20 protein-coding genes and 1 pseudogene are annotated in these 20,482 nt (G+C 71.3%); 14 read left to right on the forward strand and 7 right to left on the reverse strand.

From position 1 onward, the window contains the following. Positions 1 to 151: 151 nt before the first annotated feature. The 4 genes from QFZ82_RS03290 to QFZ82_RS03305 are packed head-to-tail and all read left to right on the forward strand — an operon-like array spanning position 152 to position 4,760. Positions 152 to 1,069 carry a CoA transferase subunit A gene (locus QFZ82_RS03290; RefSeq protein ID WP_307717604.1) on the forward strand — a complete coding sequence of 306 codons (918 nt, stop codon included), beginning with the start codon at positions 152 to 154 and terminating at the stop codon, positions 1,067 to 1,069. A 56-nt stretch (positions 1,070 to 1,125) separates the two neighbouring features. Then, positions 1,126 to 2,019, forward strand: a complete 894-nt coding sequence (locus QFZ82_RS03295; protein ID WP_307711664.1) for a CoA-transferase subunit beta — start codon at positions 1,126 to 1,128, stop codon at positions 2,017 to 2,019. 40 nt (positions 2,020 to 2,059) lie between these two features. Next, positions 2,060 to 3,559: a 3-hydroxyacyl-CoA dehydrogenase gene (locus QFZ82_RS03300; RefSeq protein ID WP_307711665.1), complete on the forward strand. Its 1,500-nt coding sequence runs from the start codon at positions 2,060 to 2,062 to the stop codon at positions 3,557 to 3,559. 13 nt (positions 3,560 to 3,572) lie between these two features. Then, positions 3,573 to 4,760, forward strand: a complete 1,188-nt coding sequence (locus QFZ82_RS03305; RefSeq protein ID WP_307711666.1) for an acyl-CoA dehydrogenase family protein — start codon at positions 3,573 to 3,575, stop codon at positions 4,758 to 4,760. A gap of 105 nt (positions 4,761 to 4,865) precedes the next feature. Here the strand turns inward: QFZ82_RS03305 and QFZ82_RS03310 are convergent, their stop codons facing one another. Next, on the reverse strand, positions 4,866 to 6,497 hold the full coding sequence (locus tag QFZ82_RS03310) for an FAD-dependent monooxygenase (protein ID WP_307711667.1): 1,632 nt from the start codon (positions 6,495 to 6,497) through the stop codon (positions 4,866 to 4,868). Positions 6,498 to 6,834: 337 nt separating this feature from the next. Between QFZ82_RS03310 and QFZ82_RS03315 the strand changes: the two genes are divergently transcribed. Beyond that, complete coding sequence (locus QFZ82_RS03315; protein ID WP_307717605.1) at positions 6,835 to 8,058, forward strand: serine hydrolase; 1,224 nt, start codon at positions 6,835 to 6,837, stop codon at positions 8,056 to 8,058. A gap of 161 nt (positions 8,059 to 8,219) precedes the next feature. After that, positions 8,220 to 8,483, forward strand: a complete 264-nt coding sequence (locus QFZ82_RS03320) for a hypothetical protein (RefSeq protein WP_307711668.1) — start codon at positions 8,220 to 8,222, stop codon at positions 8,481 to 8,483. A gap of 61 nt (positions 8,484 to 8,544) precedes the next feature. On the opposite strand, the gene QFZ82_RS03325 is transcribed toward QFZ82_RS03320, so the two are convergent. Continuing rightward, positions 8,545 to 9,144, reverse strand: a complete 600-nt coding sequence (locus tag QFZ82_RS03325) for a dihydrofolate reductase family protein (RefSeq protein ID WP_307711669.1) — start codon at positions 9,142 to 9,144, stop codon at positions 8,545 to 8,547. Between the two features lie 359 nt (positions 9,145 to 9,503). Between QFZ82_RS03325 and QFZ82_RS03330 the strand changes: the two genes are divergently transcribed. Next, complete coding sequence (locus tag QFZ82_RS03330) at positions 9,504 to 9,671, forward strand: hypothetical protein (RefSeq protein ID WP_307711670.1); 168 nt, start codon at positions 9,504 to 9,506, stop codon at positions 9,669 to 9,671. A 189-nt stretch (positions 9,672 to 9,860) separates the two neighbouring features. On the opposite strand, the gene QFZ82_RS03335 is transcribed toward QFZ82_RS03330, so the two are convergent. Next, positions 9,861 to 10,352, reverse strand: coding sequence for a lamin tail domain-containing protein (locus QFZ82_RS03335; RefSeq protein WP_307711671.1), 492 nt, complete (start codon positions 10,350 to 10,352; stop codon positions 9,861 to 9,863). Between the two features lie 369 nt (positions 10,353 to 10,721). Here QFZ82_RS03335 and QFZ82_RS03340 point away from each other — a divergent pair, with 369 nt between their 5' ends. Continuing rightward, complete coding sequence (locus QFZ82_RS03340; RefSeq protein ID WP_307711672.1) at positions 10,722 to 11,285, forward strand: hemerythrin domain-containing protein; 564 nt, start codon at positions 10,722 to 10,724, stop codon at positions 11,283 to 11,285. A 35-nt stretch (positions 11,286 to 11,320) separates the two neighbouring features. Here the strand turns inward: QFZ82_RS03340 and QFZ82_RS03345 are convergent, their stop codons facing one another. From QFZ82_RS03345 to QFZ82_RS03355, 4 genes and pseudogenes are all read right to left on the reverse strand, one after another. Then, positions 11,321 to 12,442 (reverse strand): M20 family metallopeptidase, encoded by a 1,122-nt coding sequence (locus QFZ82_RS03345; protein ID WP_373429393.1) that lies wholly within the window; start codon positions 12,440 to 12,442, stop codon positions 11,321 to 11,323. 67 nt (positions 12,443 to 12,509) lie between these two features. Beyond that, positions 12,510 to 12,695 (reverse strand): annotated as a pseudogene (locus QFZ82_RS39655) (RICIN domain-containing protein); the annotation flags it as partial. Between the two features lie 50 nt (positions 12,696 to 12,745). Next, on the reverse strand, positions 12,746 to 13,285 hold the full coding sequence (locus QFZ82_RS03350; RefSeq protein ID WP_307711674.1) for a MarR family winged helix-turn-helix transcriptional regulator: 540 nt from the start codon (positions 13,283 to 13,285) through the stop codon (positions 12,746 to 12,748). Between the two features lie 171 nt (positions 13,286 to 13,456). Beyond that, positions 13,457 to 14,821, reverse strand: a complete 1,365-nt coding sequence (locus QFZ82_RS03355) for an MFS transporter (RefSeq protein WP_307711675.1) — start codon at positions 14,819 to 14,821, stop codon at positions 13,457 to 13,459. Positions 14,822 to 15,124: 303 nt separating this feature from the next. On the opposite strand from QFZ82_RS03355, the gene QFZ82_RS03360 reads away from it, so the two are divergent. The 6 genes from QFZ82_RS03360 to QFZ82_RS03385 are packed head-to-tail and all read left to right on the forward strand — an operon-like array spanning position 15,125 to position 20,465. Continuing rightward, the gene (locus tag QFZ82_RS03360) at positions 15,125 to 16,609 is read left to right on the forward strand and encodes an aldehyde dehydrogenase family protein (RefSeq protein WP_307711676.1); all 1,485 of its coding nucleotides are present in this window, start codon (positions 15,125 to 15,127) and stop codon (positions 16,607 to 16,609) included. Positions 16,610 to 16,638: 29 nt separating this feature from the next. Continuing rightward, positions 16,639 to 17,601, forward strand: coding sequence for a VOC family protein (locus QFZ82_RS03365; RefSeq protein ID WP_307711677.1), 963 nt, complete (start codon positions 16,639 to 16,641; stop codon positions 17,599 to 17,601). After that, entirely contained in the window at positions 17,598 to 18,395 is a 798-nt protein-coding gene (locus tag QFZ82_RS03370; protein ID WP_307711678.1) for an aspartate dehydrogenase domain-containing protein, read from the forward strand. The genes QFZ82_RS03365 and QFZ82_RS03370 overlap by 4 nt, the downstream gene beginning before the upstream one ends. After that, a complete protein-coding gene (locus tag QFZ82_RS03375; RefSeq protein WP_307711679.1) occupies positions 18,392 to 19,180 on the forward strand; it encodes an alpha/beta fold hydrolase in 789 nt (262 codons plus the stop codon). Before QFZ82_RS03370 ends, QFZ82_RS03375 begins: the two co-directional genes overlap by 4 nt. Positions 19,181 to 19,195: 15 nt before the next feature. Next, positions 19,196 to 19,717 carry a cupin domain-containing protein gene (locus QFZ82_RS03380; RefSeq protein ID WP_307711680.1) on the forward strand — a complete coding sequence of 174 codons (522 nt, stop codon included), beginning with the start codon at positions 19,196 to 19,198 and terminating at the stop codon, positions 19,715 to 19,717. Then, positions 19,710 to 20,465 carry an SDR family oxidoreductase gene (locus tag QFZ82_RS03385; protein WP_307711681.1) on the forward strand — a complete coding sequence of 252 codons (756 nt, stop codon included), beginning with the start codon at positions 19,710 to 19,712 and terminating at the stop codon, positions 20,463 to 20,465. The genes QFZ82_RS03380 and QFZ82_RS03385 overlap by 8 nt, the downstream gene beginning before the upstream one ends. Positions 20,466 to 20,482 lie beyond the last annotated feature (17 nt).

The following is a 20,482-nucleotide window of genomic DNA, read 5'->3' on the forward strand; positions in this document are numbered from 1 at the left end:
GCGACTCCCGGGCCATTGATCAATCCAACGTCTCGATCTGACCTTAATTCGGTATTGGACGGCAATCAATGCTCCCTGCCACGGTGTGAACGACCGCCACCCGCACCGGACCGCCGAGGAGCTGTCAGCCGTGGACCCCGTGGACAAGACGATGACGATGAGGGACGCGATCGCGTCCTTCGTCCAGGACGGCGGCACTGTCGCGCTGGAGGGATTCACCCACCTCATCCCCACCGCCGCCGGCCACGAGATCATCCGCCAGGGACGCCGGGACCTCACCGTCGTACGGATGACCGCCGACATCGTGGTGGACCAGATGCTGGCGGGGGGCTGCGTGAGCAGGCTCGTCTCGTCGTTCGTCGGCAACTCGGCGGCCGGGTCGCTCGGTGAGCTGCGCCGCCGCATCGAGCGCGCCGACCCGGAGCCGCTGGTGTACGAGGAGTACAGCCACTACGGCATGGTCTGCCGCTATCTCGCCGGAGCCCAGCGGCTGCCGTTCTACCCCTTGCGCTCGTACGGCGGCAGCGACCTCACCGGGGTCAACCAGGGCCTGCGCAAGGTGACGTCCCCCTACCCGGGTCCGGACGGCGAGCCCGAGCAGGTCTATGTCGTGCCGCCGCTCAACCCGGACGTGACGATCGTGCACGCCCAGCGCGCCGACCGGTCGGGCAATACCCAGCTGTGGGGCCTGACCGGCATCCAGGCCGAAGCGGTCTACGCCGCCCGCAAGGCGATCGTCGTGGTCGAGGAGGTCGTCGACGACGAGGTGGTGCGCTCCGACCCGAACCGCACCCTGATCCCGGCGCACGCCGTGGACGCCGTCGTCGAGTGCCCGCGCGGCGCCCATCCGTCCTTCGCGCAGGGCTACTACGACCGTGACAACGCCTTCTACCGGGCCTGGTCCCACATCAGCAAGGACCCCGAGCGGCTGCGGAACTGGCTCGCGGAGTGGGTGTACGGCACCCGCGACCACGCCGAGTACACCGCGAAGTTCGGCGAGGAGTTCTGGGCGTCGCTCGCCGTGGGCGAGGCGCTCAGCCGGCCCGTGAACTACGGGCGCCGGCTGTGACCGGACACGACTCACCAGAAGGAACCGGCCGCCCGCACTCCGAAGGAGCCCACGCCATGACGACCACCGCGACCGACGCCACGCCTCCGCGACTGCCCGCGGCCACGCCCCCCGAGCGGGCAGACGCCACGGCTCCGGAGCCCGCCGGCGACACCTCCGCCGAGCCGTCCGTGGCCACCTCCGCCGAGCCTGTCGGTGTCACGTCGTCGGAGCTGCTCGCCGTGGTCGCCTCGCGTGCGCTGGCGGGCCGGCGCACCGTGTTCGCCGGCATCGGCCTGCCCACGCTGGCCACCTCGCTGGCACAGCTCACGGTCGCACCCCGGCTGGAGGTCGTCTACGAGTCCGGAGTGTGCGGAGCCCACCCGTCCCACCTCCCGGAGACGATCGCGGACGCGGTGCTCATCACCGGTGCCGAGGCCGTGCTGACGATTCCCGCACTGTTCGGGTACGTCCTGCAGGGCGGCCACATCGACGTCGGGTTCCTCGGCGCCGCGCAGATCGACAAGTGGGGCAACCTCAACTCCTCCGTCATCGGCGACTGGCACTCCCCCGGCGTACGACTGCCCGGCCCCGGCGGGGCCATGGAAGTCATGGCCAACGCCCGCGAGGTCTTCGTGGTGATGCGCCGCCACACCCCCCGCTCCTTCACCGCGGAACTGGACTTCTGCACCTCCCCCGGCCCGGACCGGGCGCTCGCGGACGGCATCCGGCCGCTCGGCGCGGGCGTCACCAAGGTCATCACCGATCTGGGCGTCCTGGAGCGCGCGGGCGCCGGCGAGGAACTGCGCCTCGTCGCCGTGCACCCCGGTGTCACGGTCGAGCACGTGCGGGAGGCGACGGGCTGGGATCTGAAGGTGGCCGACACCCTCGCCACCGTCGAGCCACCGACGGAGGAGGAACTACGGCTGCTCCGCGAGGACGTCGACCCCAAGCGCGTCTACCTGCGCTGACCGCCAAAGACCACCCTCACCGAAAGTGACGAGTCATCAGATGCGCATCAGAATCGCGGGCGCCGGAGTCATGGGCCGGGGCATCGCCCAGTGGGCCGTGACCGCCGGCCACACCGTGGAACTCTGCGACGCCCGCCGCGAGTCCGTGACCGAGGCGGTCGCCTTCGTCCGCGCGATGCTGGAACGGGCCGCGGAGAAGGGGCGGACGACGGCCGAAGCCGTCGAGTCCGCCCTGGATCGCCTGCTGGAGCTGGACGATCCCGCCGCGCCGGGCCCGGACGTCGACCTGGTCGTCGAGGCCGTGCGCGAGGACCTGGCCGTCAAGACGGAGCTGCTGCGGAAACTGGAGGCGGTCCTGCCCGCCCGCACGCTGTTCGCGACCAACACCTCCTCGCTGTCGGTCACGCGCATCGCCTCCGGACTCGACGACCCGTCGCGGCTCGCGGGCCTGCACTTCTTCAACCCCGTGCCCCTGATGAAGATCGTGGAGGTCGTCCCCGGGATGCTCACCCGGCCGGACGTCCCCTCCGTGCTGGCCGATCTGGTGCGGTCGACCGGGCACAGCGCGGTCGTGGTGGCGGACACGCCCGGCTTCCTGGTCAACCACGCCGGGCGGGGCCTGATCACCGAAGCTCTGGCACTGCTCGAGGAGTCCGTGAGCGACGCGGAGGGCATCGACCGCATCGCGCGCGACGTACTCGGCCTGCGCATGGGCCCGTTCGAGCTGATGGACCTGACCGGTCTCGACGTCACCGCCACGGTCGTCGACACCATCTGGGAGGGCTTCCGGCACTCCGACCGGCTCCGCCCGTCGTACCTCACCCCGAACCGGGTCGCGGCCGGCCTGCACGGCCGCAAGACGGGACGCGGTTTCTACACCTACGGGGCCGATGCCCCCGCTCCGGCCGCCGAACCGCCGGTGACCGGCCATGCGCACCGCCCGGTGCTCGTCGCCGGTGAGGGGCCGGACGCGGACGCCCTGCGCGACGCCCTCACCGCGTCAGGCGCCCGGCTCGACGCCGCGCCGGACGCCCTGGTCCTCGTCCCCACCTGGGGCACGACCGTGGCCTCGGCGGTCGCCCGCGACGGGCTGCCCGCCGCCCGCACGCTCGGCGTCGACCCGCTGTCCCTCGGCACGCCCCGCCGGGTGCTCGCCCTGACCCCGGCCACGGACCCGCAGGCGGTACGCGACGCCCGCGCCGTCCTGGCGGCGGACGGCCACGCCGTCAGCGTCGTACGCGACACGGCCGGCGGTGTCGCCCAGCGGCTGCTGGCGTCGATCGTCTCCGTCGCCACCTCGATCGCCGAGCGCGGCATCGCCTCGCCGGCCGACATCGACACGGCGGTCACCGCCGGCCTCGGCTACCCCGCAGGGCCCCTGGCCTGGGGCGACCGCATCGGCGCCGCGCGCCTGCACACGCTCCTGGAGGCCCTGCACCGCACCACGGGCGACCCCCGCTACCGCCCCACCCGCTGGCTCACCGAGCGCGCCCAGCTGGGGCTCCCGCTGACCGAGCCGGGCGCCTCCCCCGGCTGCTGAAGGAGAACACACCATGCTGAACAGGGACTTCGGTCTCACCGAGACCCAACGGGACTTCCGCGCGATGGCCGCGGAGTTCGTCGACACCGAGATCCTTCCCCACGCCCGTGACTGGGACCGCGCCGAGCAGGTCGACCCCGGCATCCCCAAGCGCCTCGGCGAGCTGGGCTTCCTGGGACTGATGCTGCCGGAGCAGTACGGCGGCATCGACGTCGACATGCTGTCGTACGTCCTCGTCACCGAGGAACTGGGCCGCGGCGACTCCTCGGTGCGCGGCATCGTCTCGGTGTCGCTCGGCCTGGTCGCCAAGACGATCGCCACGCACGGCACGGAGCAGCAGAAGGAGACCTGGCTGCCCGCCCTGGCGAGCGGCGACGCGGTCGGCTGCTTCGCGCTCACCGAACCCGGCACCGGCTCCGACGCGGCCTCCCTCACCACCCGCGCCACCCGCGACGGTGGGGGCACCTCCCGGACGAAGTCTGGGGGAGACTGGATCATCGAGGGCAGCAAGATCTTCATCACCAACGGCACGATCGCCGACGTCGCTCTGACGTTCGCGCGCACCGGCGAGAACGAGATCACCGCCTTCCTGGTGCCCACGGACTCCCCCGGCTTCACCGCCACGGAGATCCACGGCAAGCTCGGCCTGCGCGGCCAGGCGACCGCGGAACTGTCCTACGACCGGGTCCGGGTCCCCGACTGGGCACGGCTCGGCCCGGTGGGCAAGGGCCTGGGCATCGCCCTCGGCGCGCTGTCCCGGGGCCGCATCTCGGTGTCGGCGGGCGCGGTCGGTGTGGCCCAGGGCGCACTGGACGCGGCCGTCCGCTACTCCACCGAGCGCACCCAGTTCGGCAAGCCGATCGCCTCGTTCCAACTGGTGCAGGAGCTCCTCGCCGACTCGGCCGTCGACGTGCAGACCGCCCGGCTGCTCACCCACCACGTCGCACGGCTGGTGGACGCGGGCGCCGGTCCCAAGGAGTACGCGACGGACGCCTCGGCCGCGAAGTACCACGCCAGTGAGACGGCCGTGCGGGTGAGCAACAACTGCCTCCAGGTCTTCGGCGGTTACGGCTTCATCGACGAGTACCCCGTCGGCAAATACCTGCGCGACGCCCGCGTCCTCACCCTCTACGAGGGCACCAGCCAGGTCCAGAAGCTGATCATCGGCCGTGCCCTCACGGGGATCGACGCGATGAGCTGACGGAGGGACGGTCCGCCGGACCGCCGGTACAGGCGGCCCGGCCGTCCGGCGGTCCGTCCTCCCCTCACCGCACCGACAGAAGCGGGCGTTGGCGACGGTCACCGCCTAGCGCGGTGCCCCGAACACGCCGGACAGGTACGCGGCCAGCCTCTGTGCGTCCGCCGCGGTCAGGCGCAGGCCCAGATAGCCGTCCGGCCGGATCAGGAACGCGGTGGAGCCCCGTGCCGCGTAAAGGCGGCGGAACTCCCCACGGCTGTCGTGGCGGGAGGGAAGGCCCAAGAGGCCGTCCGGCCGGGCGTCGGCCCCCAGAACGGCACAGCACCGCACCTGGCCGTGCGTGAGGCGTTGTGTCTCCACCACCAGTTGGGCAAGCGGCCCGAAGGACCCCGTGTCCTCGGCGTACAGCAGCAGTGTGTGGCCCTCGTGGCCGCGCAGGACGTCGAACAGCCGCTCCGGAAACTTCGCGACGGTGCCGACGAGGCCACCGCAGTCCGGTGCCCGGTCACCGGAGCCGGGTCCGTGGAGGCCGGCTGCTCTCGGGCCCACGATCGGACTGCCCCGGTAGGCCACCAGCAGTTGGGCCTCGCGCAATATCAGCGTCGCCGGGTCCTCGGGATCGGCCTGCACGCCGCCCGCTGTCGCATGACGCACCGTGCGACCCACCACCTCCTCGCCCACGGGCCTGCGTTCGGCGTCGTAGCTGTCGAGCAACCGGGGATGCGCGGTGCCCGCCACGGCGAGTGCCAGCTTCCAGGCCAGATTGACGGCGTCCTGGATGCCGGTGTTCATGCCCTGCGCGCCGGTCGGCGGATGGATGTGCGCGGCGTCGCCGGCCACGAAGACCCGGCCGGCGCCGTAGCGGTTCACCAGTCGGTGACTGATGCGGAAGACGGACGACCAGCGCAGCGCCGCTGCGGTCGTCGGCTCGGGTGCGAGCCGGTCGAGAACGGCCTGGACGTGTTCGAGCCCCGGGGGCCGGTCGCCCTCCAGACCGTGCGCGACACCGTCGTCGGCGGTCCGTCCGGCCGTGGACAGCTCGGGAGGTACAAGCATGGACATGCGGTAGCGCGAGCGGCCCGGCAGCGGGATGCACACGAGGACGTCGTCCGGCGCGTCCTGCCTCCGATGCGTCGAACGCACCCCGTAACCGGGCGGCAGACTCCAGTCGACCTCCACGTCGGCCAGCATGAAATCCTCGGGGAACGCACCGCCTTCGAACGAGAGCCCGAGCGCCTTGCGCACGATGCTGTGCGCGCCGTCGCATCCGATAAGGAAGCGGGACCTGACCTCCTCCTCGCCGCCGGACGGTGTGACGATCCGGTTCCACACCCCGTCCGCGTCCTGCTCGAACGAGACCAGCTCCACACCGCGCTCGATGCGCGTGTCCCAGCGGGCGAGGTGCTCCTCGAGGAGCCGCTCGGTCTCGTACTGAGGGAGCGCGGCGAAACCGTACGGCACCTCCGGCGGCAGCTTCATGTCGAAGCGCAGGTGTTCCGCGCCGTCGACGTACGTCAACTGGCCTCGCATCGGCACGGCGGCGTCCGCGGCGGCGCGCGCCAGACCCATCCGGTCCCAGATCTCCAGGGTCCTCGGCTGGATCCCTACGGCCTTCGCGTACGGCAGCCTCGCCGGCAGTTTGTCGATGATGCGGCAGGAGACGCCGCGCCGCCGCAACTCCACAGCGGCGGTGAGCCCGACCGGCCCGGCGCCGACCACCAACACGTCGGTGTGCCCCACTGGTCTCTCCCGTCGAAGACGCCCTGCACCGCTTGACGTCACGGCTGCGCCCCGTCCATGGTCACCCGGCCGGCGGGGTCCGGCCACTTGTGCTCGCGCGCCCGGCCCACCGGCCGGGCCCGGGCTGCGAGAGCGCCCTGCGCGGCAACGGCCGGAAGCGGCGACAGTCCGCAAGGCGCGTACCGCGTGCACGGTTTGGCGAGGCCCGCAACCCGGGTGCCACCATGCGGGGCCGACCCGGCGGGCCTAGCGTGGAGGAGGAGTGATGTCCTCGATCAGGACGTCCTCGTCCGGACGTCCTCGCCTGGCAGGAGGTCTGCCCGTGAGGTATTCGCAGATGCGCTGGCGCAGGGCATGCGTGACCGTGGCCGCGGCCGCGATGCTGACGGTGCCGCTGTCCACGGGAAGCGCGTACGGCGTCGCACCGGCGCTGGGGCCGTCGGTCTCCGCGTCGGTCTCCGGCGACAACGACTTCCCCGAGCTCAGCCCGGCCGTCGCCGCGCGTCTGGACACCGCCGTCCGGCAGGTCATGCGCGAGGCGAACGTGCCCGGCGTGATGGTCAGTCTGTCGGCGCCCGGCAAGGGGAGCTACGTGAGGACCTTCGGCGTCGCCGACAAGGCCACCGGCGCCCCCATGGAGCCGAATCTGTACATGCGCATCGGCAGCGAGACCAAGACCTTCACGGTGACCGCACTGCTCGAACTGGTCGACGAGGGCAAGGTGGGTCTGGACGATCCGATCGACAAGTACATCAAGGGAGTTCCCAACGGAGACAAGATCACCCTGCGCAACCTGGCGAACATGCGCAGCGGTCTGTTCAACTACTCCATGGACGAGGACTTCGTCAAAGCACTGGAGTCGGATCCGAAGAAGCCCTTCACCCCCCAGCAGTTGCTGGACTACGCCTTCGAACACCCGGTGCAGTTCCAGCCCGGTGAGAGGTTCGAGTACAGCAACACCAACCTGATCCTGGTCGGCCTGGTGGTGGAGAAGGCCGGTGGCATGCCGCTGAACGAGTTCATCGACCAGCGGGTCGTGAAGCCGGCCGGGCTGCGCCACACCGTTTTCCCCGCCGGCGCCGAGTTCCCCAGCCCGCACGCCCACGGCTACACCAATCAGACGGCCTCGGGGAAGGTCGAGGACACCGTGGACTGGAATCCCTCCTGGGCCTGGGCGGCCGGAGCGATGGTCTCCGACCTGCGGGACCTGCGCAGGTGGGCGCGTACCGTCGCCACTGGCACCCTGCTGTCCCGCGAGACGCAGGAGCAGCGCCTCAAGACGGAGCCCACGAGTATTCCGGGTGCCGGCTACGGGCTGGGCATCTTCGACATCCAGGGCTGGATCGGCCACAACGGCTCCCTGCCCGGCTACGAGTCCCTCACCATCTACCTTCCCGAGTCGCAGGCCACGCTGGTCGTGCTCCTCAACACGGACGTCCTGCACGACAACACGGAGCCCAGCACCCTCTTCGGCGAGGCGATCACCCGCATCGTCACCCCCGACAACGTGTTCAACATCCCGGTCGTGACGCCCCGTCCGTCGCCGTCGCCGACGTCCTAGGGACGGCAGGCCGCCTCGTCCGCGTGGCGGCGACGCGACGGCACGAGGCACAGTGAGCCCATGAGCGGACGAGGGCTGGAGAGCGACGGGACCATCGCACGGGAAGGAGCGCTGAGCGGTGTGCCGCCGCCACGGAGGCCGGCCGCAAGGCGCTCAGCCGGATGGTCGGCCGCAAGATCGTGCGCAGCGGCTTCACCCTGGTCATGCCCCGCTGGGGCGGCTGGACCAGCGACCTCGGGGAGTCGGCCGAACTCTTCGGCCGTTACTACCCGCAGCGCCGCGAGCAGATGCGCCTGGCCTCGGCCATCGGCCGCACGCCCTCGTCGGCCGACCCGATGGTGTTGAGCCTGCTCATCGACGACCTGGGGCCTTGGCTCGCGGCCGAGTACACCGCCGTGCACGGCGAGAGAGCACCACGGCCCTGAGCCGCCGGCGCATGCCGACGTTCAGGGCCAACGGGACGTCTCCCCCACTTGGTCAGGGGTCTTACGCCGAGGACTTCCGGGCGTAGGTGAGGAAGACCGCCCCGCTCTTCAGGGCGGTGTGGCCCGTGAGTTCCCAACCACGCGGATCGAAACCGGCCTTGTGGGAGAAGAGCGGTATCCCGGTACCGATGGTCAGCGGGCCCAGCTTGACGATCAGCCCGTCGATCTCGGAGTAGAGCGCGCCGGCCAGTTCGCCACCGCCGAGCAGCCAGATGTCCTTGCCGTCCTGCTGCTTCAGCTCCCGTACCTTCGCGACCGGATCCCCGGCGACGAGTTCCACGGCGGGGTCGGGGCTCTCCGTCAGGGTGCGGGAGAACACCAGGTGCCGCAGGTGCGGGTAGGCGTCGGTGACGCCGGCGTGGAGACCGATCTCGTAGGAGCGGCGCCCTTCGAGAACGGTGTCGAAATGTGTGCCGCCCGCCGTGACGGACAGCGCGGCCCGGGCCGGGCCGGGGAGGGTCTCCGGGTACTCGGCGACGAGGTGCTGCACGTAGTCCTCGGGGATCGGCCAGAAGCCGTCCGGTCCGGTGGGGTCGGCACCGTCCGGTCCCGCGATGAAACCGTCGATGGTGGAGGCGATGTAATAGACGAGTCTGCGCACAAGAACCCTTACGTTGTCCGTTGGTCGTGTGGAACCTCATGAGGCCGACGTGCCGTCAGGCGCTGCCTCGCATCGGCTTCCCGGCCGAAGCGAAGTGACGTCAACGAGGGTACGCACACCCGCTGTTGACGTCCGGCGGCGGAGAAGCCGTCGACCATGTCCCCCGCCGGGACGGTGGAATGGCTCGCGCCTTCAAGGGCGGACCGCGGAGCGGGACCGGATCGACCGTATGCTCGCCGACGCCCGTCGGGGAGCCGGCAGCGATCCACTGCGCCGGCGGCGTGTTCTGGTTCGACGGCGCGCAGTGACGGGCCGCCCAAGGGTTCCTGGACCACTGCGCGCAGGAGGATCTGGACCCCATGAGCGAGTCCGGGTTCGACTACTGCCTCGACGACTACCTGTTCGGCCGGGAGTTCACACCCGAGGCACTCGTCGAGCACCGCGATACCGCCGAGGGGTACGACGACGCGGCAGAGCGGGACAACGCGCTGTCCGCCATGCGGGAGATCGTCAGCCGCCACGGATGACATGACGCGGCGGGCCCGGGGCCGGCCGGGGGCCCCGCCCGCAGTCGCGTGGCGCCCTGATCGGGCGCCACGCGGACCTCCCCGTGCCTCCCCGCCGCGACGATCGGCGCGGCCCCGGCTGCCGGTCCGTGGGCCCTGCTCGGCGCAGTGGGAGCCCGCGAGCGGACGGCTCGCGGCAGCGGTCACGGTTCAGTGGAACGTGATGTAGCCGTTGCCGTCGCGGTCGTTCACGCTCTTGGTGTAGGAGTGCACGTCGGCGCCGCTGCCCGAAGGCTTGTAGAAGTAGATCGTGTCCCGGTCGTTGTTCCATATGAAGTTGCAGTTGTCGCGGTAGACGACGTTGCCGGCGTCGGAGTCCGTGCCGTTGCCGCCGCGGAGCTTCACGTAGTCACCGGGCTGCAGGTAGTGGTTGGCGGTGAAGGTGAAGCGGTTGCCGGCGGCGTCCTTGACGTAGTAGCCCCGGAGGTTGACCGTCGCCGACGACGAGTAGTTCTTGATGGTCAGGTACTCCTCGCGGGTGTTGCCGGTCGAGCAGCTGTTGGAGTCCGTGCCCGGTGCGTCGTACTGGACGCCGCGGAGCTTGAGCGCGGAGGAGTATTCGGCGGCCTGGGCGGGGCTCGCGGTCAGAGCGGCGAGCGTTCCGGCCGTGACGGCAGCGGCGATGACGGCATGGATGCGCACGTGAGGTCCCCCCTCAATAGTGTGATGAGCGGCAGAAGCCTACAGACACGACGAGTCGCTTGTTAGCGTTTCAAGTTCTTATCTAAGTTCTTATCCCGGACGATTCCGGATGCGCCCCAACCGATCGGCCGCAGCGCGAGCGGCGGCCGGGACGCGTGGACCGACGCCGCGCAGCCCGACGTCAGGTGATGAGGTCACCCGCCCACCGCTGCACCGGCACGGAATGTGACCCGATTGGGCTCTCCGCCGACCGTGGGCGGCGGGGTAACGGTTGTGTGGGCTCGGCTCGCCGCGCGTCGCCGCGGACAACGTCACCGCTTCGTCCGGAACCGGTGCGGCCGGTGCCCGTCACAAGGACAGGGAGGCGTCATGGGACACGGCGGAAACGTCATCGAGGAACTGACCGCGGACCACCGCGAGGTCGATGCGCTGTTCGAGAAGATCGATGGGCTGCCGACAGCCGATCCGAGGCGACGGGAGCTGGCCGACCGGCTCACCTTGAAGCTGGTGCGGCACTCGGTCGCCGAGGAGGAGCACCTCTACCCGGCGGTGCGCCGGTACGTCGACGGCGGCGACGACCTGGCCGACAAGGAGCTCGCCGACCACGCCGAGGTCGAGCGCATGCTCAAGGAACTGGAGAGCTGCCGGCCCGTCGACGACCGGTTCGACACGCTCCTCGCCCACCTCAGGACGTCGGTCACCTCCCACGTCCAGGACGAGGAGAACCGCCTCTTTCCCCTGCTGGCCGACGCCTGCCCCGCCACCGCGCTCGACGAACTCGGCGAGAAGATCCGCTCCGCGAAGAAGGCTGCCCCGTCCCGGCCGCACCCGTCCGCTCCCGACAGCCCGCCGGCGAACAAGATCCTCGCGCCCGGCGCCAGCATGGTCGACCACCTGCGCGAGCTGCTCACCGGCCGCGGCCACCCCAGCTGACCCGGAGGCCGCGGATCACGGCCTCATGCGATCGCTCACAGGTCGCGCGTGCTCTCGTTCTCCTCTGTGTTCCGCAGCGCGTGCACCAGTTTGGCGACCAGGTTCGCCCGCTCGGCCATGGCCTCGATCACCAGGTACTCGTGGTCGGCGTGGGCGCCGCCTCCGACTGCTCCGAGGCCGTCGAGTGTCGGCACGCCCAGCGCGGCCGTGAAGTTTCCGTCGCTTCCGCCGCCGACGGCCGTGCCTTCGAGGCCGGGAAGCAGCTTCTTCGCCACCGCGAAGAGCTCGGCCGACGCCGACTCGGGCATCGGTGGCCGGCCGACAGCTCCCCGCACCGTGATCTCCGCCCCGTCGAGATGAGGAGTCAGTGCCGCGAACGCGGATTCGATGCGTTCCTTCTCGTCGGCCGACTCGACCCGGACGTCGACGACGACGGTCGCCTGTGCGGGAACGACGTTGTCCAGGGTTCCCGCGGACGCGACGGTCGGGGTGACCGTCGTGCCGATGTCGGGTCGGGAGAGCGCCGCGATGTCCAGTACCTGGTGCGATGCCTCGATCAGGGCGTTGATCCCGGCCGCGGGCTCAAGGCCCGCGTGCGACGCCCGGCCCGTGACGGAGACCTCGAACGTGCCGCACCCCTTGCGGCCGGTCTTCAGGGCGCCGCCGTCAGCGGCGCCTTCGAGCACGAGGACGGCGTCGCAGGCGAGGGCTCGTTCTTCGACGAGCGCACGAGAGGAGCGTGAACCGACCTCTTCGTCGGCCGTCACCAGGATCTCGACGCCCGACCGGTCGGCCAGCGTGGCCAACCCGTGAACGGCCTGGACCACACCGCCCAGCATGTCGAAGACCCCGGGGCCGGTGGCGTGCCCGTTCTCCACCGTGAACGGGCGGCGTTCAAGGGTTCCGAGCGGAAACACCGTGTCGTGGTGACCGAGGATCAGCACTTTGGGGTCGCCACCGGCTGACCAGTGGACATGCGGCCCGGCCTCGCTCTCGACAAGGACGGCCTGCCCGCCGAGCCGGCTCTCGATGAGAGCGGCGACGGCTTTCGCCGACGCCCTCAAGGCGTCGAGATCGCGCGAGGGAGACTCGGTCTCGACGAGTGCCCTCAGGTCCTCGATCATCGCGTCGACGCTCACATCGGCGCTCTGGTGCATCGTCACGGCGCAAGAGTACTTCGTGCGCCGGGACGGAACGCGGCCCACCTGCCCCGGGAGTCGGCTGTCAGCCCCCGTCGGCCGAAGTCACGTCGGTGAGCCTCCAGCGCTGTCCGGAACCCGAGTTGGGCTGCCAGGTCGTGATCGCGGCTGCTTCGTGCGTGGCTGGCCGCCGACTTCGAGGAGTCCGCCGGTGGGCGGCGTTGACGACGCTCCAGGTGCCGTCGCCGCCTGTTGACGGGACCCGTTCCGACCGGCGCGCTACGGGCCCGGACAGCCCGCGACGCCGTCGGCTGTCCGGCTTCACACCGCCGAGCCGGCCTCTTCCTCGTCGGAGGCGAGAATGGAGCTCTCCAGCTTGCGCAGCAACCGCGCGAGCTGGCGGCGCTCGCTCGGTGAGAGTCCGGCGAGCATCCGGCTCTCGTTGTCGAGGTGCTCCGAGAACACGGTGTCCACCGTCGCGAGCCCCTTGTCGGTGAGACGCGAGTAGACGACCCGGCGGTCGTCCGCGTCCCTTTCACGGATGATGAGGCCGTCCTTCTCCAGGCGGTCGATCCGCAGCGTCACTCCCGCCGACGAGACGAGCCCGGTGTCGGCGAGCTGCCCCGCCGTCAGGCGGTACGGCTTCCCCGACCGCCGCAGCGCGGTCAGCACGTCGAAGCCCGCGACGGACAGGCCGTGGCGCTCGATGGACGCGGTGAGCCTGGTGCTGTAGCGCAGGAAGGAGCGGTGGAGCCGGGCGAGAACCTCGAGCGGGCTCGTATCCAGCTCCGGCCGTTCACGCGCCCAGTCCTCGATCACCTGCGCCACGGCGTCCCGGTCCGCCGGCCTCGATGCAGCCATCCTCATCCCCTCGTACGCCCCCCGCCGGCACGCCCGTCCCGACTTCTCACGGCCCTGAGAATCTTACCGCTGAGGTGACGGTCCGGGCCGCGGAGGCCGAGGGGACCAGCCGGTGGCCGGGAGCGGTGATCACGCTCCCGGCCACCCGACCCTCGCCGGAACCGCCGGCTGTCAGGAGTTGAGCTCCTCCAGCGTCCTGCCCTTGGTCTCGACCGCGAACCAGGCGATCACCGCACCCAGCGCGGCCACGGCCGCGAGCTGCGCGAAGACGAGGGAGAGGCTGCCTCCCGCGCCGATGACCGCGCCGACGGCGACAGGTCCGACGATGACGCCGAGCCGGTTCCACAGTCCGCCGAACGCCGCTCCCTTGGCCCGGTTGTCCGTCGGGTAGAGCTCGGGCGAGTAGAGGTAGAGCCCCGCGTTGACCGCGTACAGGAAGAAGGTCGTGCAGGAGGCGAAGACGGCGACCTGGCCGCCCGAGGCCGCGCCGGCCAGCGCGAGCACGCCCAGCGAGAGCATGGTGCCCGTCAGTGCGGCCACCAGCGCGGGGCGGCGGCCGATCCGGTCGATCAGCAGGGCGACGACGAACGTGCCGAGCAGACCGGTGACGTTGCTGAGCAGGGTGTAGACGAGGGCCGTGGTCAGATCCAGGCCGAACTGCCTGGTGTAGAGCGACGGCAGCCAGGTGGAGATGCCGTGGTTGACGTAGTAGGCGACGAACCACAGTCCCGACAGCACCGCGGTGCGCCGCAGGTACCGGCCTCGGAACAGGTCGCGCAGCCGGCCGCGGGAGGTGGCCTCGGGGACGGTGGCCGCGGGCTGGGGCAGCGGTTCGGCGGTGGCGCGGGCGACCGCGGCCTCGATGCGGGCGATGGCCGCCTCCGCCTCCTCGGTGCGGCCGCGGGCCAGCAGCCAGCGCGGGGACTCCTCGACCTGGCGGGGCAGCACGGCGGCGATCAGCACCGGGAGCGTGCCGATCACGAACATGGCGCGCCAGCCGAGGTTGGGGACGACCCATACGGCGACCAGGGTGGCCGCCGCGAGGCCGGCCGGGAAGATCATCTCGTACAGCAGGACGAACCGGCCGCGCTTGTCGGACCGGGCGATCTCGTTGATGTAGGTCGCGGCGACGGGGACGACACCGCCGATGCCGAGTCCCTGGACGAACCGGAACAGCGAGAAGGTCTCGATGCCTCCGGAGAAGGCGACCGCGAGGCTCGCGAGGCCCGTGACGGCGACACCGAGGGCGACCGTGCGGACGCGGCCGATCCGGTCACCCATCCAGCCGGCGGCCAGGGCGCCGAGCAGCATGCCGATGGAGGCGGAGGTGACGGCGAAGGTGGCCTGCCCGGTGGTCAGGTTCCATTCCTTCATCAGAACGGGCAGTGCGGAGGCGGCGAGCAACTGGTCGAACGCCTCGAAGAAGGTGACGGCGCCGATCAGGAATCGGACCTTGACGTGCCAGCGCGAGTGCGGCAGTCGTTCGAGTCTCGCGGCTATGGAGCAGGCGGCTTGTTTGCCGGCCACAGTCGTCATGGAGGGGTCCTTCCGCCAACAGAGGAGTTGCGGAGACAGTAGGTGGCCGTATCTAAGCGGTCAATGGTTAAGAGCTTAGTAATCTGACAGCCACCCGGCCGACTGCCGGTTCACGGAACGACAACCCCGTGCTCGAGATGCCCCTTGCAACGAATCCACCTCGGGGGTCTTGCGCCAAAGAATTTAAGCCCTTAGATTTCTAGCACTTCGACAGCTGCGGACACCGAAGCAACAGGCCCCCGTTCGGGTCCTGTCCGCCGTCGCAGTCCCGCCCTTCCCACCGCCGCGCCCGGAGGTCCATCCGTGTCCCGCTTCCCCACCGACATCCTGATCGCGGGCCAGTGGCGGCGCGGCGCCGGCGAGCCGGTCGACACCGTCGACCCGGCGACCGGCCGCCCCCTCGCCACCGTCCACTCCGCGTCCGCGGACGAGGTCGCCGAAGCGGCCGAGGCCGCGGCGAAGGCCATGGCGGACCCGTCCTGGCGAGACCTGCTCCCCCACGAGCGCGCCCGGCTCCTGCACCGGATCGCCGAGCTGACCGAAGAGGCCGCCGACGAGCTCTCGGCGCTGCAGACCGCCGACACCGGCAAGACACTCGCCGAGACCAGGGCCCTCGCACTCAGCGCGGCAGGCACCTTCCGCTACACGGCGGCCGCTCTGGAGACCGCCGAGGACACGGTGACGCCGTCCCGCGGCGCGTACCTCACGATGGGCGTGCACGAACCGATCGGTGTCGTCGGCGCGATCAACCCCTGGAACTCCCCCGTCGCCAGCGACGCACAGAAGATCGCCCCCGCCCTCGCCGCCGGCAACGCGGTCCTCCTGAAGCCGGCTGCCTGGACACCGCTCGTCTCCCTCGCCCTCGGCCGGCTGATCACCCAGGCACTCGACGAGTTCCGCCTGCCCCGCGCGCTGCTCTCCGTGCTGCCGGGCAGCGGCCGCGTGGTCGGTGACGCCCTCGTACGCCACCCCCTCGTCGCCCGCATCGGCTTCACCGGCGGCACCGAGACGGGCCGGTCGATCGCCGCCGTCGCGGCACACAAGCTCATCCCCGCCTCGCTGGAACTGGGCGGCAAGTCGCCGACCATCGTGCGCGCCGACGCCGACACCGAACAGGCCCTGGCGGGAGTGATGTTCGGGATCTTCTCGTCCAGCGGACAGTCCTGCATCGCCGGTTCGCGCCTCTTCGTTGCCCGTGAGATCTACGACTCCTTCGTCGGCGAACTCGTCGAGCGGGTGCGGAGACTGCGCGTCGGGCCCGGCACCGAGCCCGGCACCCAGGTCGGCCCGCTCGTGCACCACCACCACCGCGACGCCGTCGCCGCGTACGTCGACCTCGCCCGTGCCGAGGGCGCGCGCGTGCTGTGCGGCGGCAGTGCACCCGAGGGCGAGCGCTACCGGGACGGGGCGTACTACCTGCCGACCGTCCTCGACGGCCTGCCCAACACCTCCCGTACCTGCCAGGAGGAGATCTTCGGCCCGGTCCTCGTGGCCCTCCCCTACGAGGACGAGGACGACCTCGTCCGCCAGGCCAACGACTCCGTGTACGGGCTGGCCTGCGGCATCTGGACCCGTGACGCGCGGGCCGCGTGGCGGCTCGCGCGCCGGATCGATGCGGGCACCGTCTGGATCAACACGTACAAGCAGTTCAGCGCCTCCACCCCGTTCAGCGGCTGGAAGGACAGCGGCCTCGGCACGGAGAAGGGCCGCGACGCCATCCGCGCCTACCAGCGCCAGAAGTCCCTGTACTGGAGCACCTCCGACACGCCCCTCCCCTGGGCCAACTGACCTGGTACGCCTGCCTCCTGGAGAGACTCATGCATCACCCACCGCCCGGACCGATCGCCCGGCTCCGCTCCCTGCGCTACGTCGAGCTGCACACGCCCGCCTTCACCGAGGCCGCCGGCTTCTACGAGGAGGTCTGGGGCCTGACGACCGTCGAGTCCGACTCCGGCGCCCGGTGGCTGCGCGGCACGGGCGACGAGCACCACGTCCTGCACCTGACCGCGCGGGAGCGGGTCGGTCTCGGCCGGATCGCGTTCGCCGTCGCCACCCCCGCCGAGGTCGACGAGGCCGCCCGCCGCCTCGAGGCCCGCGGCATCGTCCCCGTCCACGGGCCCGGTCCGCTGGAGCAGGCCGGCGGCGGCTACGGGCTCCGGTTCACCGACCCCGAACAGCGTCTGATCGAGATCAGCGCGCACGTCGAGGCGGTCGTCCCGCGCGGCCGGGATGCCGCGGTGCCCGTCGGCGTCACGCACGCCGTGCTCAACACCACCGACATCGACGCCGCCGTCGCCTTCTACTGCGACGTGCTCGGACTGCGCGTGTCCGACTGGTCCGAGCACCAGATGGCGTTCCTGCGCTGCAACGCCGACCACCACTGCATCGCCTTCAACCAGGCCGAGTGGACCTCGCTCAACCACGTGGCGTACGAGATGCCCTCGGTCGACCACTTCATGCGGGGCCTCGGCCGGCTGCGCCATCACGGCATCACCCCCCAGTGGGGCCCCGGCCGGCACGGCCCCGGCAACAACACCTTCTCCTACTTCACCGACCCGTCCGGCCTCGTCTGCGAGTACACCTCCGAGGTCGCCCAGATCGTCGAGGACGCCTGGATCGCCCGGGTGTGGCGGCGGGTCCCGGAACTGTCGGACCTGTGGGGGACCGCCGGTCCGCCGTCGAAGGAGATCCGCTGCCACATGGCGGGCGCGCCGGACCCCGGCCCCCTCGCCCCCGTCGACGCACACGCACCCGAGCACACCGAGGAGAACGCCGCATGAGCACCGTACGCAAGGTGGGCGTCGTCGGCTGGGGAGCGATCGGCCGGGTCGTCGGAACCGCGCTCACCGAAGGGCAGCTGGGCGGCGCAGAGCTGGTGTGCGTCGTCGACAACCGTCCCCTGGGCGGGGCCTGCCCCGTGCGGCAGGCGTCCTTCGAGGAGGCGCTGGAACTCTGCGACCTGATCGTGGAGGCCGCCGGCCAGGGCGTCGTCCGCGAGTGGGGCGAGCGGGTGCTCGCATCCGGCACCGACCTGCTCGTCGCCTCCACCGGGGCGCTCACGGACGACGAGCTCGCCAAGCGGCTGCTCGCGGCCGGGCCCGGCCGGGTGTACTTCACCGGCGGCGCGGTCGGCGGACTCGATCTGCTCCAGGCGGCACGCTGCCTCGGCCCGCTGGACGAGGTCCGCCTCACCACCACGAAGCTTCCCGCGACGCTCGAACAGCCCTGGATGAGCGAGGAGTTGCTGCACCGGATGCGGACGGCGACCGGGCCCGTCGACGTCATGTCGGGCACCGCCCGCGAGGTGCCCGCGAAGTTCCCCAAGTCGACGAACGTGGCCGCGTCGGTCGCGCTGGCCGTCGGGGACCTGGACGCCGTGCGGGTCCGGGTCGTCGCCGACCCCTCGGCGCACCTGACCCGGCACGTGGTCGAGGCGTCGGGACCGCACGGCGCCTACCGCTTCGAGGTCGCGCACCGTCCCGACCCCGGCAATCCGGCGACCAGCCAGGTCGTGCCCCACGCGGTGCTGCGCAGCCTCGCGGCGCTCGCCGGACGGACGGGACAGATCCTGTGAGCGCGCTCGCCGACGTCCACGTCGAGGAGGCCGGCGACCGGGGACCGCTGCTGCTGTGCCTGCACGGCATCGGATCGTCCTCGGCGGCCTTCGCCCCTCAGCTCGCCGAACTCTCGGCCCGTCTCCGGGTCGTGGCCTGGGACGCTCCCGGCTACGGCAAGTCCCCCGACCCCGCCACCGCCCTCACCCTCGACGACTTCGCGGACGCCGCCGCCGCCGTCATCCGCGAACGCGGCACCGGCGCCCACGTCCTCGGCGTCTCCTGGGGAGGCGTGATCGCGCTGCGGCTGGCCACCCGCCACCCCGGCCTGGTCACCTCCCTGATCGTCGCCGACTCCAGCCCCGGTTCCGGCACGGACCGGGCCAAGGCCGAGGGCATGAGGGCGCGGGCCGTCGAACTGGCCGAGCTCGGCCCCCGTGCCTTCGCCGAGGCACGCGGCCCGCGGCTGGTGTCGCCCGGCGCACCGGACGATCTGGTACGGCGGGTCGTCGACACCATGGCGGACTCGGTGCGGCTGCCGGGCTACGCGTACGCGGCCGAATCCATGGCCTCGGCCGACCTGCGCGTCGAACTGCCCACCGTCGCCGTACCCACGCTCGTGCTCTGCGGCGACCAGGACACGGTCACCGGCCCCGAGGCCAGTCAGGCCATCGCCGGATCCGTCCCCAGGACCGCCTACGTGATCGTCAAGGACGCCGGTCACCTGGCCAATCAGGAACAGCCGGGACGCTTCAACGCCTGGCTGCTCTCCCACCTCCGTATCACCGCACGCATCCCCGAGTAATCAGGAGTAGTCACCATGCCTCTGACCACCACCGCGTACGACAACGGCGGCGACCTCGCCGCGTACACCGACTCGCTCATCGCCACCAGGGACTCCCGCGTGGCGGACTTCGACACGCTCTCCTTCCAGGAGAAGGCCGGCCCGCAGTACCGCCGCGGCCAGATCCGCTACGTCGGCTCCGGCGCCACCGGCAACCACGAGAACGACAGCCGCATCCTCCCGTCCGGCGGCTTCACCTTCTCCAACATGCTGCTGCCGCCCGGCGCCGAGGGCCCGGCCCACACGCACCACGACGTCGAGGAGGCCTTCTTCGTCCTGGAGGGCGAGGTCCGGGTCGGCATCCACCGCGGTCCGGACGAGGTCGAGTACCGCACGCTCGGCTACCGGGACATGATCGTCGTCCCGGCCGGTGTGACCCGCTCGCTGAAGAACGAGGGCGACACCGACGCCCTGTTCTGCGTCGTCATCGGCACGCAGAAGCCGCAGGTGCCGACGTACCCCGCGTACTCGCCGATGCACGGTGTCACCCGTGGCTGAGGAGCCGTCGGCCGGTGTGCGCACCGTCGTCGTCACCGGGGCGGGCCGTGGCCTGGGACTGGCCATGGCCCGCCGGGCCGGCGCCGACGGCTTCCGGGTCGTCGTCGCCGAGCTGGAGCGGGAGCGGGGCGAGCGCGCCGTCGCCGAGCTGTGCGCGGAGGGCGTCGACGCCCACTTCGTGGGCTGCGACGTCGCCGACCCCGCCTCCGTCGACGCGCTGGCCGCCGCCGTGCGCGGGCTGGGCCCGCTGTACGGGCTGGTCAACAACGCGGCACTGGCCAACGGCGTGGGCGGCAAGGAGTTCCAGGACATCGACATCGAGGTGTGGGACCGGCTGATGACGGTCAACGCACGCAGCCCCTGGCTGGTGTCGAAGGCGCTGTACCCGCTGTTCACCGGCCCGGGCCGGATCGTCAACATCGCCTCGGACGCCGCCCTGTACGGGTCCGTACGCCTCGCCCACTACATCGCGTCGAAGGGCGCGGTCATCGCGCTCACCCGGGCGATGGCCCGCGAACTCGGCGACCGGAGCATCACCGTGAACGCCGTCGCCCCCGGGCTCACCGAGTGCGAGGCCACCGAGACGGTGCCCGCCGAGCGGCACGACCTCTACCGCGTGAACCGGGCCGTCTCCCGGCCGCAGCAGCCCGACGACGTCACCGGGATCGTCTCCTTCCTGCTCGGCGAGGAGTCCCGCTATCTGACCGGACAGGTGATCGCCGTCAACGGCGGCTTCACCATGAACTGAAGTGCAGGAGAACCACT

The sequence above is a fragment of the Streptomyces sp. V4I23 genome (assembly GCF_030817975.1).
Classification (GTDB): Bacteria; Actinomycetota; Actinomycetes; order Streptomycetales; family Streptomycetaceae; genus Streptomyces.

What these genes read in the sequence shown, in the direction of transcription:
- QFZ82_RS03305 (WP_307711666.1), top strand. Translation starts at nt 3,573, where the DNA reads ATGCTGAACAGGGACTTCGGTCTCACCGAGACCCAACGGGACTTCCGC.
- QFZ82_RS03340 (WP_307711672.1), top strand. Translation starts at nt 10,722, where the DNA reads ATGGGACACGGCGGAAACGTCATCGAGGAACTGACCGCGGACCACCGC.
- QFZ82_RS03365 (WP_307711677.1), top strand. Translation starts at nt 16,639, where the DNA reads ATGCATCACCCACCGCCCGGACCGATCGCCCGGCTCCGCTCCCTGCGC.
- QFZ82_RS03380 (WP_307711680.1), top strand. Translation starts at nt 19,196, where the DNA reads ATGCCTCTGACCACCACCGCGTACGACAACGGCGGCGACCTCGCCGCG.
- QFZ82_RS03300 (WP_307711665.1), top strand. Translation starts at nt 2,060, where the DNA reads ATGCGCATCAGAATCGCGGGCGCCGGAGTCATGGGCCGGGGCATCGCC.
- QFZ82_RS03350 (WP_307711674.1), bottom strand. Translation starts at nt 13,285, where the DNA reads ATGGCTGCATCGAGGCCGGCGGACCGGGACGCCGTGGCGCAGGTGATC.
- QFZ82_RS03370 (WP_307711678.1), top strand. Translation starts at nt 17,598, where the DNA reads ATGAGCACCGTACGCAAGGTGGGCGTCGTCGGCTGGGGAGCGATCGGC.
- QFZ82_RS03295 (WP_307711664.1), top strand. Translation starts at nt 1,126, where the DNA reads ATGACGACCACCGCGACCGACGCCACGCCTCCGCGACTGCCCGCGGCC.
- QFZ82_RS03355 (WP_307711675.1), bottom strand. Translation starts at nt 14,821, where the DNA reads ATGACGACTGTGGCCGGCAAACAAGCCGCCTGCTCCATAGCCGCGAGA.
- QFZ82_RS03345 (WP_373429393.1), bottom strand. Translation starts at nt 12,442, where the DNA reads ATGCACCAGAGCGCCGATGTGAGCGTCGACGCGATGATCGAGGACCTG.
- QFZ82_RS03330 (WP_307711670.1), top strand. Translation starts at nt 9,504, where the DNA reads ATGAGCGAGTCCGGGTTCGACTACTGCCTCGACGACTACCTGTTCGGC.
- QFZ82_RS03315 (WP_307717605.1), top strand. Translation starts at nt 6,835, where the DNA reads ATGCGCTGGCGCAGGGCATGCGTGACCGTGGCCGCGGCCGCGATGCTG.
- QFZ82_RS03320 (WP_307711668.1), top strand. Translation starts at nt 8,220, where the DNA reads ATGGTCGGCCGCAAGATCGTGCGCAGCGGCTTCACCCTGGTCATGCCC.
- QFZ82_RS03290 (WP_307717604.1), top strand. Translation starts at nt 152, where the DNA reads ATGACGATGAGGGACGCGATCGCGTCCTTCGTCCAGGACGGCGGCACT.